Source organism: Oribacterium sp. P9, from assembly GCF_046365365.1.
In the GTDB taxonomy this organism is placed as follows: domain Bacteria; phylum Bacillota; class Clostridia; order Lachnospirales; family Lachnospiraceae; genus Oribacterium.
In genome coordinates, this window is sequence record NZ_JBKEIS010000004.1 from 1 (window position 1) to 14,647 (window position 14,647).

10 protein-coding genes are annotated in these 14,647 nt (G+C 56.4%); 1 reads left to right on the forward strand and 9 read right to left on the reverse strand.

Annotation, left to right across the window (positions count from 1 at the left end):
- Positions 1-990, reverse strand: a 990-nt coding sequence (locus ACK8P7_RS04135; RefSeq protein WP_410042968.1) for an IS4 family transposase, incomplete at its 3' end; no start/stop codon positions are given.
- Between the two features lie 399 nt (positions 991-1,389).
- Here ACK8P7_RS04135 and ACK8P7_RS04140 point away from each other — a divergent pair.
- Positions 1,390-2,481 (forward strand): prephenate dehydrogenase/arogenate dehydrogenase family protein, encoded by a 1,092-nt coding sequence (locus tag ACK8P7_RS04140; RefSeq protein WP_410042969.1) that lies wholly within the window; start codon positions 1,390-1,392, stop codon positions 2,479-2,481.
- 145 nt (positions 2,482-2,626) lie between these two features.
- Here ACK8P7_RS04140 and ACK8P7_RS04145 read toward each other — a convergent pair whose 3' ends face one another.
- From ACK8P7_RS04145 to pyrH, 8 genes are all read right to left on the reverse strand, one after another.
- Complete coding sequence (locus ACK8P7_RS04145) at positions 2,627-7,231, reverse strand: PolC-type DNA polymerase III (RefSeq protein WP_410042970.1); 4,605 nt, start codon at positions 7,229-7,231, stop codon at positions 2,627-2,629.
- A 169-nt stretch (positions 7,232-7,400) separates the two neighbouring features.
- Positions 7,401-8,459, reverse strand: coding sequence for a flavodoxin-dependent (E)-4-hydroxy-3-methylbut-2-enyl-diphosphate synthase (gene ispG, locus ACK8P7_RS04150; protein ID WP_410042971.1), 1,059 nt, complete (start codon positions 8,457-8,459; stop codon positions 7,401-7,403).
- A 126-nt stretch (positions 8,460-8,585) separates the two neighbouring features.
- Positions 8,586-9,893 (reverse strand): M50 family metallopeptidase, encoded by a 1,308-nt coding sequence (locus tag ACK8P7_RS04155; protein WP_410042972.1) that lies wholly within the window; start codon positions 9,891-9,893, stop codon positions 8,586-8,588.
- Positions 9,894-10,007: 114 nt separating this feature from the next.
- Positions 10,008-11,168, reverse strand: coding sequence for a 1-deoxy-D-xylulose-5-phosphate reductoisomerase (locus ACK8P7_RS04160; RefSeq protein ID WP_410042973.1), 1,161 nt, complete (start codon positions 11,166-11,168; stop codon positions 10,008-10,010).
- 135 nt (positions 11,169-11,303) lie between these two features.
- Positions 11,304-12,155 carry a phosphatidate cytidylyltransferase gene (locus ACK8P7_RS04165; protein ID WP_410042974.1) on the reverse strand — a complete coding sequence of 284 codons (852 nt, stop codon included), beginning with the start codon at positions 12,153-12,155 and terminating at the stop codon, positions 11,304-11,306.
- A gap of 148 nt (positions 12,156-12,303) precedes the next feature.
- Positions 12,304-13,041: an isoprenyl transferase gene (locus ACK8P7_RS04170; RefSeq protein ID WP_410042975.1), complete on the reverse strand. Its 738-nt coding sequence runs from the start codon at positions 13,039-13,041 to the stop codon at positions 12,304-12,306.
- Positions 13,042-13,148: 107 nt separating this feature from the next.
- A complete protein-coding gene (frr, locus tag ACK8P7_RS04175; RefSeq protein WP_410042976.1) occupies positions 13,149-13,703 on the reverse strand; it encodes a ribosome recycling factor in 555 nt (184 codons plus the stop codon).
- A gap of 213 nt (positions 13,704-13,916) precedes the next feature.
- The gene (gene pyrH / locus ACK8P7_RS04180; protein WP_410042977.1) at positions 13,917-14,627 is read right to left on the reverse strand and encodes a UMP kinase; all 711 of its coding nucleotides are present in this window, start codon (positions 14,625-14,627) and stop codon (positions 13,917-13,919) included.
- Positions 14,628-14,647 lie beyond the last annotated feature (20 nt).

The window sequence follows — 14,647 nt, forward strand, 5'->3', positions numbered from 1 at the left end:
AACATTGATATAGAATTCCTGCATGATCGAGACGGCAGTTGCTCCTGAAAATTCTTCAAGGCATAGGCGGGTTTTGAGCTCTCTGTACTTTACTTCGATCGGCCAGCGATAGAAATAAAGTTCACGGAACATCGACGGCGTGATGCCTGGATCAAAGATGTTTGTGGCGAGATATTCTTTGGTTCCATTCGGAAGGTCGACCTCGACGACTCGTATCTTTACATCTTTCGTTCCGAGTTTCGGGTTGCCAGACAGGATGGATATAGTGTCTCCTTTGCAGTTTTTAACTATCTTTGCGTTGTTTTTCAGGCGCATAAGGCAAAGATGATTTCGCTCAGAAAAGAAGCGAAACATACCTTCAGAGTAATAGCCTCGATCAAAGATGACGATGCTGTTATCGGTGAAGATATCAAGTGCTTCAAGATTTGCGATGTGCTCCTTCGCTGCCGTACGCTCTGAGGCAAAATACGGGCTGAGAGAAGCGTGAACGATGTAATCATCCAGAACATCATAGATGATCGATGCCAGCCCCGAAGTGAAGCGTCGCTCTGGATTTGGATAGGTCGACATTTCGCCAAAGAATTCGAAATTGGATTTCGAATTCGGCAGTTCGATCTTGGAACCATCAACAGCTAAAAGATGGTAACCATTCCATGTCCGTCTTTGAGGCTGCTGCTTATAAAACAAATCTACGGAGATGTTAAAGAGTGAAAGGAATAAATCCGGATGAATGGACTGGCGGGCTTTGGAGAGCGCCTGCTTGGAAACATCAGGAAATTCAAGGTTTTTCAGCTCCGTTCGGATTTTGAAAAGGTTCTGATACATGGACGCTTTCGAGGTGAAGAGCAGGTACATGATTACATGAAAAATCGATAGTTTCCGCTTACGGACGAAGCGATTTTTTTCACGATAAGCATCGAGGTTATCCGGATTTGTGATATAATCACGGATGGATTGAATAATGTTTTTGCAGATGTTGATTCGATTCATAAGACTGACCTCCTTGAAGTGCGGTTAAGGGTTCGCGCCGCTGCGAACATCCCCTTGATTGACAAGGTCGCGAAGCGACCTCACTTTTGGGAGGTTTTGTCAAGTCTTTTGATAAATATATTTGCAAAAAATAAGACCCACGCTTTCGCGTGAGTCTAAGTGTTAAGTTGACGACATTGGGGTCTGACCCCATTAATTTTTTATAAACAGATTATTAACTGAAGTTTATGGGGTCTGACCCTCTGCACATCTGTAATAATATATGCTTGATAAACTTATCGAATACCTTTCATTTGGTTGACTTTAGCACTTTTTAGTGCTAAAGTCTCGTGTGTTTGGAATAATCACATCTTATGTTATCATGTGATATATGATCACTATCAAAGGGAGTGTAACGATATGACAACAGTAGCATTTATCGGTTTTGGTCTCATCGGTGGTTCCATCGCGAAGGGTCTCAAGAAGGCGGACCCGACGACCAGAATCTTCGCCTATGCGCGTAATAAATCAAGTGTCGAGGTGGCGCAGGAGGACGGGATCGTAAACGTCGTGCTCGATTCGCCGTACAGCGAGCGTCTGAAGGAAGCAGACATGATCTTCCTCTGCGCTCCGGTCGAGGTCAATGTCTCCTACATGGAGGGTGTGGCGAAGCTCATGAAGGACGGCGCGGTTCTTACGGATGTGGGGTCCACGAAGACTGCTATCTGTGAGAAGGCCATCGAGCTTGGTCTCGGGGACAAGTTCATCGGCGGTCATCCGATGGCCGGCTCCGAGCAGACCGGCTACGCTGCGGCGACCGACTACCTCTTCTCAAACGCCTACTACATCATCACGCCGATCTCGGAGAATCCGGCCCTCGTGGACGCACTCCGCAACGTCGCGACGACCCTCGGTGCGATTCCGATCGTGGTCAATGCGGAGAAGCACGATGCAGCCACCGCAGCGGTTTCTCACCTACCGCATATCATCGCAAGCTCTCTCGTAAACATCGTGAAGGATTCCGATGATGAGACCCAGCTCATGAAGACCCTCGCTGCCGGCGGCTTCCGTGATATCACACGAATCGCCAGCTCCAGCCCGGAGATGTGGGAGCAGATCTGCGACACAAACAGTAAGCCGCTCGTCGAACTCCTCGACCGCTACATCGCGGAGCTGCAGGACATCTCGGCCTCCCTCAAGAAGGATGCGTCTGACCAGAAGATCCTCCATATGTTCGAGTCCTCCCGTGCGTACCGGAACTCGATCAGTGCGAAGAACAAGGGTGTCCTTTCAGCCGATTACAGCTTCTCCGTCGACATCGAAGACGAAGTCGGTGCGATCTCGACCATCTCCGTCATCCTCGCATCGAAGGGCGTCTCCATCAAGAACATGGGCATCAACAACAGCCGCGACCACGGCGAAGGCGCGCTCCGCATCTCCTTCTACGACGAAGAATCCGAAGAGAAGGCCCGCAAGGTTCTCGAGCGCTACCGCTACGACATCCGCGCTTAATAAAAATTTAATGGGGTCTGACCCCATTAAATTTTTCTAAACAGAATCTAAACTGAAGTTTATGGGGTCAGACCCCATTACGAAATTCTTAAGAAACAGGAACCCCGGAGGACAGTCTGTCCTCCGGGGTCTTTTATTACGGGCATCATCCCAGCATATCAAAAATACTCATCTGGTTCGACGACGGGATGTCGCCGAGCAGTCCAAGCTCCGAGAATTTATCGACGAAGCCCTTCGGGCAGTGCGTCCGGTTCATGAAGTCGTCCTTACTGAGGTAGCGCGCACCACTCTTCGCACCGTCCTCGATGCCCTGTGCTACGGCCTCGCCGAGCCCGGCCATGGAGGTAAAGCTCGGCATGATCTTCCGGTCCGGTGTGATCGTGAAGTCCTTCGCCTTCGCCTTATAGATGTCGAGCGGCGCGAACTCGATGCCGCGCGCATACATTTCCTCGCAGATCTTCATATCGCGGAGACACACCGCTTCCGTATTCGTCGGATGCGGGATCTTCATATACTCATCGATGTAGTAGCGGAGCTTGTCGATACCGCCGCACATCTTATCGTAGTCGAAGCCGTCCGCACGGATACTGTAGTACGCAGTGTAGTACTCGACCGGATAGAATACCTTACAGTAGGCGACACGCCACGCCATCATGACATAGGCGGCGGCATGGGCCTTCGGGAACATGTACTTGATCTTCTTGCAGGCATCGATGTACCACTGTGGGACACCGTGATCGAGCATGTCCTGACACCACTCGTCCTTCAGGCCCTTATGCTTTCGAGTGAACTCCATGATGGTGAAGGACTCACCCGGGTCCATGCCCTTATGCATGAGGTAGACCATGATATCATCTCGACAGCAGATCGCCTCCTGCAGGGTGGTCGTGCCGTTCTTGATGAGGTCCTGTGCGTTGTTCAAGTAGACATCGGTACCGTGGCTAAGGCCCGAGATACGCACGAGGTCCGAGAGGTACTTCGGCTTCGTATCCTCGACCATCTGCATCGCGAAGGAGGTACCGAACTCCGGGATCCCGAGGCAGCCGAGCTTGACGCCGTGGATGTCTTCAGGTCGGATGTGCAATGCTTCCGTCGAAGCAAAGAGGCTCATCACCTCCTTGTTATCAAGCGGGATGTCGTTAACCGGATCGATCCCCGTCAGATCCTGCAGACGCCGGATCATGGTCGGATCATCGTGACCGAGGATGTCGAGCTTCAGCAGGTTATGGTCGATCTTATGGTAATCGAAGTGGGTGGTGATGATCGGGCTTTGCATATCATTGGCCGGATGCTGTACCGGGGTGAAGGTGTTGATCTCCTCGCCATGAGGCAGTACGACGATACCGCCCGGGTGCTGGCCCGTGGTCCGGCGCACGCCGACACAGCCCTGTACGAGACGGTCGATCTCCGCACTTCGCTTATCGATGCCCTTCTCCTCATAATACTTCTTCACCATACCGAAGGCCGTCTTGTCGGCGAGGGTACCGATGGTGCCTGCCTTGAAGGTGTGGCCGTCGCCGAAGATGACACCGGTGTAGGCATGGGCCTTCGCCTGGTATTCACCGGAGAAGTTCAGATCGATATCCGGCTCCTTGTCACCGTTGAAGCCGAGGAAGGTCTCGAACGGGATATCGAAGCCCATACGGTTGAGCTCCGTACCGCACTTCGGGCACTTCTTCGGCGGCATGTCGCAGCCCGCCATACCGGAATACTTCTTGACCTCCGGTGAATCGAAGTCGTACCAGTAGCACTTCGGACAGACATAGTGCGGACTCAGCGGATTAACCTCGGTGATGTGCGCCATGGTAGCCGCAAAGGACGAGCCGACGGATCCTCGCGAGCCGACGAGGTAGCCGTCCTCTTTCGACTTATCTACGAGCTTCTGCGCGATGATATACATGACGGAGTAGCCGTTACTGATGATCGAGTTCAGCTCCGTCTCGAGACGGTCGGATACGATCTTCGGGAGCTCCGGTCCATAGATGCGGTGCGCGGTCTCGTGGCAGATCTGGCGCAGCGTCTCGTCGGAGTGCTCGATGACCGGCGGACACTTATCCGGACGGACCGGACGGATCTTATCGCACATGTCGGCGATCATGTTCGGGTTGTCGATGACGATTTCCTTCGCCTTTTCCGGCTCAAGGTAACTGAACTCGTCGAGCATCTCCTGCGTCGTACGGAAGTAGAGCTTCGCATCACTCTCCTCCTCGTCGAAGCCACGGCCGGCCTGGATGATTCTTCGGTAGATGTCGTCGTCCTCGTCGACATAGTGGCAGTCGCAGGTCGCGCAGACCGGCTTCCCGAGCTGCGATGCGATGTCAATGATCTTCAGATTATAATCGATCAGGTCCTGCGTACTGTTCGCGGTGTACTTGTCACTCGCGATCATGAAGCTGTTGTTTCCGAGCGGCTGCACCTCCAGATAATCGTAGAAGGAGGCGATGTTCATGAGCTGCTGCTCATCCGCTCCGCGGGTCATCGCCTGGAACACTTCACCGGCGACGCAGGCACTGCCGATGATGAGACCCTCCCGCAGTTCCCGGAGCAGGGACTTTGGGATACGCGGACGGGATTTAAAGTACTTTAAGTGGCTCTCGGAGATGAGTCGGTAGAGATTGATCCGGCCGACGTCGTTCTTCGCGAGCAGGACGATATGGTAGGAAGGAAGCTTCATGACGTTCGCGGCATGATCGAACTCGAGATGATCGATGTCGGACAGCAGCTTCGCACCCCGTGCCCGCACCATCTCGATCTCCTTTATGTAGATCTCCGCTGTGCATGCCGCGTCGTCCACGGCACGGTGATGATGCTCGAGCGAGACCCCGAGCTCCTTCGCGACGGTGTCGAGCTTATAGCGGTTCAGCTGCGGCAGCAGCAGACGGCTGAGACTCACAGTGTCGAGGATCGTCGGGGCATACGGAAGTCCGAGCCGCTTCGCGTTCTTCGCAACGAAACCGGTATCGAAGCCCGCGTTGTGTGCGACGATCACGGCATCCCCACACCAGTCAAGAAAGTCCGGGAGAACCTTCTCGATCTGATCTGCGTCCATGACCATGCTGTCGTCGATGCTCGTGAGCTGGGTAATGCGGAACGGAATCGGCACGCCCGGGTTCACAAAGACATCCATGCGGTCGACGATCTCGTTATTTCGAAGCTTCACCGCACCGATCTCGATGATGTGGTCGGTCTCGGCACTGAAGCCGGTGGTCTCGATATCGAAGACCACCGTGTCATGGTCGAGCCCCTGCCCCTTCTCGTTCTGCACGATCGTCTCTAGGTCATCGACGAGATAGCCCTCGCAGCCGTAAATCAGCTTGAAGTCCTTATCGTGCTTGATTTTCTTCAGGTAAATGTTGGCATCCGGGAAGGCCTGCACGACGCCGTGGTCGGTGATCGCCATCGCCTTCATACCGAAGGAAATTGCGGTGTCGATGTAGTCATTGACATCCGTAACACCGTCCATATCCGACATCTTCGTATGCAGATGCAGCTCCACACGCTTCTCCGGCGAGCGGTCCTCCCGCTTCGCGCGGTTCAGCTGATAGCGTACGATACCGTCGATGAAGCTCATCTCGACCTGCTTATCGAAGGAGTCGTAGGACACGGTGCCCTTGATCTTCAGCGCGGTGCCCGGCTTTACGAAGCTCTGCGCGAGCTCCATATCCTCGTCCTCGACGAAGATCTTCACGGAGATCGAGTCGGTGAAATCCGTGACGTCAAACTTGAGGATGTTCTTACCGGTACGGGTATGCACCGGATCGTGCACGAGGAAGATCTGACCGGCGACGATGACGTTACCGGAGCTCGCATCGACGTCCTCGAGCTTCACAGCATCGCCCTCGAAGTAACGACCGTAGAGCACCTCCTCGTTCTCGGACATCTTAAACGCACGCTTCCGCCGCTGGAAGGAGCCGTTACCGCCCCCGATGCCGCCGAAACGGCTTCCGGAGCCGCCCTCCCGCTGCGGAGCGCCTGTGTTCCGGGCGTTTGCATTGGCCGCCGGAGCTTCCGAAGCCGGATTCGCACAACGTTGCGCCGACGCAGCATTCCCCTGGGTTAATCCAAAGGAACCGCCACCGTCGATGGCGTCGCCGGCAGCATGGGCCATGCCGCTCAGATTGAACGGGTCGCGGGTATCCATGAAGTCTTCGCTCTGCTGCAGCGCCTGACGACGGCGCTGAGCCGCCTCCTCGTCCACCTCTGCGCCCGGCACATAATCGCGCGCGAGCTGCTCCGGGGCCACCATCTTTCGCGCCTCGTAGTGTATGTCAAGAAGAAGCTCCAGATGACAGCGCTTCTCGAAAATACTGTGAAGCGCAGCCTCGAGCTTCTTCGCAGCGGTCTTATAGAGATTCGACTCCGGCACGGTCAGCGACATCGTATCATCCGCGGTCCAGCTGAGCTTCCCGCGGGTCAGCATGTTGTAGAGCACGATGTCGTAGTTCTTCATCTCGAGAAGGATCGAATCACGGTACAGATCGTAGAGCGTACGCGGATTATACTGCGCACTCAGGTGGAACTCCTCGGCGATGCGGACCGTGATCTCCTTCCGGCCGAACAGCTGCTCCTTGATCGCCTTCTCGAGCGCGTAGACGCTCCGCTTATCGATGAGATGCGCGCTCAGGATATGGATACGGATCAGCTTCCGGTCACGCGTGATCGTCACCCGCGTCACATACGTATCCGTCACCAGCGCCTCGATCTCCTTCGGCAGATTCAAGCTGTCGAAAACTTCAAAAAATTTCTTCATAACGTTCCTTTAAGTGCTGATGGACAGGCGGTGGTGCGGAGAACTGCTTTACGCTTCTCCGCCCTCACTGCTTGCCATCACACCCTCTCAAGCTATCGTTGTGTAAAGCAATTCAAGGGGTCTGACCCCACAAAGGGGGTCAGACCCCTGTCTGTCAACCACTTCAAAATCAGAATTTTGCGATTTCCTCCCGGAGCACTTCGAGCAGCTGATCCTCCGGTACCTTGCGGATGATCTCGCCCTTCTTGATGAGGAGGCCCTCGCCCTTACCGCCGGCGATGCCGAGGTCGGCTTCCTTCGCTTCACCCGGGCCGTTCACGACGCAGCCCATGACCGCAACCTTCAGTGACTTATCATCGAACTCCTCCACCATGGTCTGAGCCTGATTGGCGAGCCCGATCAGATCGATGTTCGTACGGCCGCAGGTCGGACAGGACACGACCTCGATGCCGCCCTTCCGGAGCCCGAGGGTACGGAGGATGAGCTTCGCGGACTTGACCTCCTCGACCGGATCCGCGCTCAGCGATACACGGATGGTATTGCCGATCCCCTGGGAAAGGATCATCCCGAGGCCGAGGGCGGACTTGATGTTGCCGGACCACATAGTGCCGGCTTCGGTGATGCCGACGTGGAGCGGGTAGTCCGTCTGCTGGCAGATGAGCTCGTGCGCGCGGGTGCACATCAGGACATCGGAGGACTTGATGGAGATGACGAGATTATCATAGCCCATGTCCTCGATGAGATGGACCTTATCGAGCGCAGACTCCACGATGCCCTCAGCTGTGACGTGACCGCCATACTTCGCGATCAGGTCCTTCTCGAGGGAGCCGGAGTTTACGCCGACACGGATCGGGATGTTCCGCTCCTTCGCGCAGTCCACGACAGTCCGGATCTTTTCGTTCGAGCCGATGTTGCCCGGGTTGATGCGGATCTTATCCGCGCCGTTTTCCATCGCTTCGATGGCCATGCGGTAGTCGAAATGGATGTCGGCCACGAGCGGAATCGAGATCTGCTTCTTGATCTCGCGGATCGCCAGCGCGGCCTCGTGGGTCGGCACGGTGCAGCGGATGATCTGGCAGCCGGCCTTCTCGAGGCGGTGGATCTGCGCGACGGTCGCCGCGACATCCTCGGTCTTCGTGTTGCACATGGACTGGATTGCGATCGGGTTCTCCCCGCCGATCTTTACATTTCCGATCGAAACCACACGGGTCTTCTCTCTTGCTAACATCACATTTCCTCCTGTATATGCGGCCAATGCTCCGGCCTTCTATATCTTCACTTCGCGTTGCGGTTCCGATCGCGGTAGCCGCTTTGCGCACGCCTCTCCTGCTTTTTATCCTGCGGACAAGTGCTTTCAGTGCCCCAGCATCGCGCTGTATGCGCCGGTGAACAGATTCAGTATATCGTTCGACATGACCACGGCCATCAGAAGCAGCAGCAGGATCATGCCGATCTGGTTGATGCGCTCCTCGAGCTGTGGGTCGAGGCGTCGTCTTGAGATCATCTCGAGCAGGATGAACAGCAGGCGTCCGCCATCGAGGGCCGGCACCGGCAGCAGATTCATCACACCGAGGTTTGCCGAGAGCATCACGAGGAGCTCCAGCAGTACGAGGAAAGCATTGAGCGCACCGTACTGGGAGGACTGCTCGACCGTGGAGCCCATGACCGTCACCGTGCCGACCGGTCCCATGACCTCCTGGCGCTGTACGCGGCCATGGAACAGAAGTCGCAGGCTCTGGAGCACGACGGTCGTGTTGTAGCGAACCTCGTAAAAGGCATCCTCGACGAACTTCCGCGGGTCGGACGGCAGGAAGCGACCACCGTAAAAGCTGATACCGAGCTTATACTTCTGCTGCGTTGCATCATAGTACGGCTGAAAGTCGAGCGTCTTCTTCACTCCATCCCGAAGCACCACGGCCTCCAGCTTCGTGTTCTCATCGAAGTCGGTGGCATTTACATAGAGCCAGATGAAGAGGTCCCGGTAGCCCGGTACTGCACTCTTCGACTTTCCCTCATAGCCGATCGACTGCAGTGCATCCCCGCGCACGAAGCCGGCCTCCGCCACGGGTGTATCCGGCGTCGTGTCCATGACGTAAAGACGGTCATAGCCACAGAAGCCGACCAGCACGAAGGCGAGGATGGTCGCGAGGATGAAGTTGTTCAGCACACCGGCGATGCAGATGAAGAAGCGCTGCGGCGCCGACTTCTCGTTGAAGCTGTACTTCGCGATCTCATCACTCCGGAAACGGACACCGTCGTAGTCGACCCAGTGCAGTTCTGAACCGGCTTCCCGGTTCGGAAACGTGTCGGCATCTGTGCTGGATGCAGGACGACCGGCCTCAGGCTGGACATTCTCCCGACATTCTATGCCTGCATCATCGCCAGTGACAGCACGCTCCTCCGCGCGGCCCTGCGGGGTCGAGAAATCGCCGGAGCCGGCGTTGTCCTCTCCGAGCATCGCACAGCTTCCGCCGAGCGGCAGAAGCTTGAGGGAGTATCGTGTATTTCCGACGACACGGCTGAGAATCCGCGGCCCCATCCCGATGGAAAACTCGAGGACACCGACGTGACAGAGCTTCGCAGCCAGAAAATGACCGAGTTCATGGAAGAAAACCAGGAAGCCGAGGCCGAATATAGCGATGATAATACTGATAATAGTCATAAACTCCTTAATAAAAAGGGTCCCGGAGGGGCGGCAACAGAGGCCATACGTAGAGGCCGTGTGAAATCAAGCCGGGTCCCCTTAGCTGAACTGTTACTTAGCCGAAGAAGATACCTACACTCGTACGATTTGTGAGTGTGTCCGTACGAAGTCGCGGGCCCAGGCTTCGATCTCGAGGATCTCCGCGAGGGTCGGTGCCGCGAGGACGTGGCCCTCATGGGCGTCCATGGCTTCTTCGATGACGTCGGCGATCTCCAGAAAGTCGATGCGGTCCTGCAGGAACATCGCGACCGCTTCTTCGTTCGCGGCGTTGTAGACGGTCGGCATGGAGCCGCCGGTCCGGCCGGCGCGGTAGCCGAGGGCGAGGCCCTTAAAGGTCTCCATATCCGGATTTTCGAACGTAAGCTGCATCAGTGCTGCGAGGTCGAGTCGCTCGTCCTCCTTCAGCGCACGGCGGTTCGGCGCATACAGGGCGTACTCGATCGGGATACGCATGTCCGGCAGGCCGAGCTGCGCCTTCACCGCGCCGTCAACATACTGTACGGCAGAATGCACGATGGACTGCGGCTGCACGACGACCTGAATCTTATCGACCGGTACATCGAAGAGCCAGCTGGCTTCGAGGACCTCGAGACCCTTATTGACCATCGTCGCGGAGTCGATCGTGATCTTCCGTCCCATCGACCAGTTCGGGTGCTTCAGCGCATCCTCCTTCGTCTTCCCGCGAAGCTCGTCCCGCTTCTTTCCGCGGAATGGTCCGCCAGAGGCCGTGAGCAGGATCTTTTCGATGGCGTCATGTGGCTCGCCGGTGAGGGACTGCCAGATGGCACTGTGCTCGGAGTCGATCGGCTTGATCTCGATACCACACGACGCGGCCAGCGGCATGATGATGTGACCGGCGCAGACGAGGGTCTCCTTGTTCGCGAGGGCGACCTGCTTATGGGCCTTCAGTGCTGCGATGGTCGGCTGGATACCGATCATGCCGACGACGGACACCACGACCTCATCGCAGTGCTCCATGGTCGCGAGCTCGATCAGCCCGTCCATCCCGCTCAGCACCTTCACCGGGAGTCCGTAGCTTCGGAAGGCCTCCGCCTTCGCTTCATCATAGATGCAGACGGCCTCCGGATGGAGCTTCTCCACCTGCGGTTTCAGCTGCTCGATGGAGCCATAGACGGCGAGTCCGGTGACCTGGATCTCGGGATCCCCCTCGATCACATCGATGGTCTGGGTTCCGATGGAGCCCGTTGATCCCAGTATGACTAATCTTCTCATAATTTTCCTCGATTCATAAAGATTTCAATATCCTTCACTGCTTTCACAGAGACCACGCATCCTGCCGTGGCTGATGCAGGCAGCGGATGGGTATATGCTTCCTGGCGGCTGCATTGGCCACAGACAGCGACGGCGTCAGATCAGGAAGCTCAGGGCGAAGTAGACCGCCGGAGCCGTGAACAGGACAGAGTCGAAGCGATCCAGGATGCCGCCGTGGCCCGGGATCAGGTGCCCGTAGTCCTTCACCTCGTAATCGCGCTTGATGCCGGAGGCGGTGAGGTCGCCGACCATGGAGATCAGCGCGCCGATCGCACAGGAGATACCGCAGGCGATGCCAGGGTTTGCGATGATAGCGAAGCCGCGCCGGAAGACGGTCGCATAGAGACAGCCGAGCAGCGCTGCACCGAGGACACCGCCGAGGGCACCCTCCACGGTCTTCTTCGGGCTCAGGATCGGGGTCATCTTATGACGCCCGAAGAGCATGCCGGCGCAGTACGCGCAGGTGTCGGAGCCCCAGCTCGCGAGGAAGATGAGCCAGACGAGGTACTTGCCGTCCGGCAGCGTACGGGTCTGGTAGATGTAGCTCATCATGATGCCGGCATAGCAGAAGCCCATGAAGGCCTTCGCAACCTGAGAAATCTTGTAGGCCGGGTAGGTGATGACGTAGAAGGCCATCAGCGCCATGAGGCTGAGCACGATCATCAGAGGGTAGTACTCCTCGACATGGAACCAGACGATGATGTAGTAGCCGATGGTCGTGAGATAGCCGACCAGTCCGAGGGACGTGTGCTCGATGCCGAAGACGCGGTAGAGCTCGAAGAGTCCGATCATGGAGATCAGAAAGGTCAGGACAAACAGCGGGAGTCCGCCGCGTGGGACGGTGAGGATCGCGATCAGGACGAGCACGATACCGCTCAGAAGCCGCGTGACGAAGGACTTCATCTTCTTTTCATTTTGATCTTTCTTTAAGTTCTCAGTTTCTGCCATAGTGTACCTCAAAATACAAAGGACAGGCCACCCTTACACACTGTTGATACAACGCAAAAGGAAGCCTGTTCCGCTCGGATATTTATATTTTCTGCTGCCGAAGCGTCACGCCCGACTGACGGGAGCATTGTAGACCTTCAGAAGCACATCACTTTTTCCGACCACCGAAGCGTCGCTCCCGGCTGTTGAAACTGTCGATCGCCTTCAGAAGCTCATCTTTCGTGAAATCCGGCCAGAGCACTGGCGTGATGTAGTACTCCGCGTACGCACTCTGCCAGAGCAGGTAGTTCGATATGCGGAACTCACCGGAGGTGCGGATGACGAGATCCGGATCCGGCATACCGGCCGTGTCGAGGTAGCCGGCGAAGGCCTGCTCGGTCAGCGCCTCGATCTCCTCTTCACTCTTTCCTGCGCGGATCGCCTCGATCGTGTACTTACGAACCGCACGGACGATCTCGTCGCGTGAGCCGTAGTTCACGGCGAAAACGAAGGTCATGCCGGTGTTCTGCTTCGTCTCCTCCTCGAGACGGCGGATGCCCTCCTGGATGTCCGGTGCGAAGCGGCTGCGCTCACCGATCATGCGGGCGCGTACGTTATGCTCGTTCGCGACCTTGATGAGCTTCACCATGTAGAAGCGAAAGAGCTTCATCAGGGCACCGACCTCCTCCTCAGAGCGCTTCCAGTTCTCAGTCGAGAAGCCATAGACGGTCAGGTACTGCACGCCGAGACGCGCACAGTCGGCGACGGTCTTCTCCAGCGTCTCACAGCCCTGCTTATGGCCCATGGCACGCGGGAGGCCCTTATGCTCCGCCCAGCGTCCATTGCCATCCAGTATGATGGCGATATGGGCCGGGATGTTCCGGCCCTCAGAATTGATGATATCCACTGAAATCTCCTCTAAGACAGGGTGCGCAGGCCCGCGAACACGCACGGAGCGTGTCGCAATCCTCCTTCTGTCTCTCCAGATCGCTGTGCTCGTTACGAAGCCACCGATTAAACGGTCATGAGCTCCTTGTTCTTCGCCTCGACAGAGGAGTCGATCTTCTCACACATGTGATCCGTGAGCTCCTGGATGTCCTTGGTCGCTCTCGTAAGATCATCCTCGGTCATCTCGGAAGATTTCTCGAGCTTCTTTGCGAGATCCATGGCATCACGACGGATGTTACGGATGGCGATCTTCGCTGCCTCACCCTTCTTCTTAACATCCTTCGTCAGCTCCTTACGTCTCTCCTCGGTGAGCTCCGGGAATACGAGACGGATGACGGTACCATCGTTTACAGGATTGATACCGAGCTCGGACACATTGATGGCCTTCTCGATCTCCTTCAGCATGCTCTTATCCCATGGCTGAATCTGGATGAGACGTGCCTCCGGGACGGAAACATTGCCCACCTGCTGGATCGGGGTCGGTGTGCCGTAGTAGTCCACCGTGATACGGTCGAGTACGTGCGGGTTCGCACGGCCTGCGCGGATGGTCGCAAGCTCGTCCATCAGATTATCGTGGGTCTTGTGCATCTTTTCGATGTAAATGGTAAATTGATCATCCATGATCTGCTCCTCCTATTGTTACCCTTTTCGGGTTGTTGATAAGTTCAGTTCGGCCTGTGGGCCAATGCTTCTGTCCTCGTGCTGCATCTCTTCGCGCTGCGTCATCATCAGCACTGCGCTGGGATGTGCTGTGTATCTCTTCGCGCTGCGTCATCGACAGCACCGTGCTGTGCATGCTTCGCGCGGCGTTCTCGTCGGACATGTTGGGCATCCTCAGTCTGCGCTTACGCGGGTGCCGGTAATCTTTCCCTTCAGTGCGTTTGAGATGCCGTTCTTCTCGTTCAGGGAGAAGATCGCGAGCGGCATGTGGTTCTCCATGCACATGACGGATGCGGAAAGGTCGATGACGCCGAGGCGCTGGTCGACGACATCCTGGATACGGATGGTGTCGAACTTCTTCGCGTTCGGATTCGTCTTCGGGTCGGAATCGTATACACCGTCGATGGCCTTCGCAAGCAGGATCTCCTCGCAGTTCAGCTCGACGGCACGGAGTACGACGCCGGTGTCGGTCGAGAAGTACGGGTGGCCGGTGCCGCCGGCACAGAAGATGACTGTGCCCTTCTCCATCGCCTTGATCGCCTTATCCTTATTAAACAGCTCGGCCATGTCGCCGATCTGGATCGAAGACATCACCTTCGTCTTCATGCCCTGTGTCCGGAAAATCTCGGAAACATAGATGCAGTTCATCACGGTTGCGAGGATGCCGACCTGATCTGCCTTATAGCGATCGACCTCCACGGACTGACGACCACGCCAGAAGTTACCGCCACCGATCACGATGGCCAGCTGTACGCCGGCATCGACTGCGGTCTTCACTTCCTGTGCGACGGCCCGAATCGTATCATCATCAAAGCCGAAATGCTTTTCACCTGCCAGTGCCTCACCGGACAGCTTCAGCATGACTCTTCTATTCTTCTCTGCCATAGTATCTCCTTTTCATAGTG

Excerpts from the sequence above, each read along its gene's own strand:
- frr (WP_410042976.1), bottom strand. The coding sequence starts at position 13,703 with ATGGATGATCAATTTACCATTTACATCGAAAAGATGCACAAGACCCAC.
- pyrH (WP_410042977.1), bottom strand. The coding sequence starts at position 14,627 with ATGGCAGAGAAGAATAGAAGAGTCATGCTGAAGCTGTCCGGTGAGGCA.
- ACK8P7_RS04165 (WP_410042974.1), bottom strand. The coding sequence starts at position 12,155 with ATGGCAGAAACTGAGAACTTAAAGAAAGATCAAAATGAAAAGAAGATG.
- ACK8P7_RS04145 (WP_410042970.1), bottom strand. The coding sequence starts at position 7,231 with ATGAAGAAATTTTTTGAAGTTTTCGACAGCTTGAATCTGCCGAAGGAG.
- ACK8P7_RS04155 (WP_410042972.1), bottom strand. The coding sequence starts at position 9,893 with ATGACTATTATCAGTATTATCATCGCTATATTCGGCCTCGGCTTCCTG.
- ispG (WP_410042971.1), bottom strand. The coding sequence starts at position 8,459 with ATGTTAGCAAGAGAGAAGACCCGTGTGGTTTCGATCGGAAATGTAAAG.
- ACK8P7_RS04160 (WP_410042973.1), bottom strand. The coding sequence starts at position 11,168 with ATGAGAAGATTAGTCATACTGGGATCAACGGGCTCCATCGGAACCCAG.
- ACK8P7_RS04140 (WP_410042969.1), top strand. The coding sequence starts at position 1,390 with ATGACAACAGTAGCATTTATCGGTTTTGGTCTCATCGGTGGTTCCATC.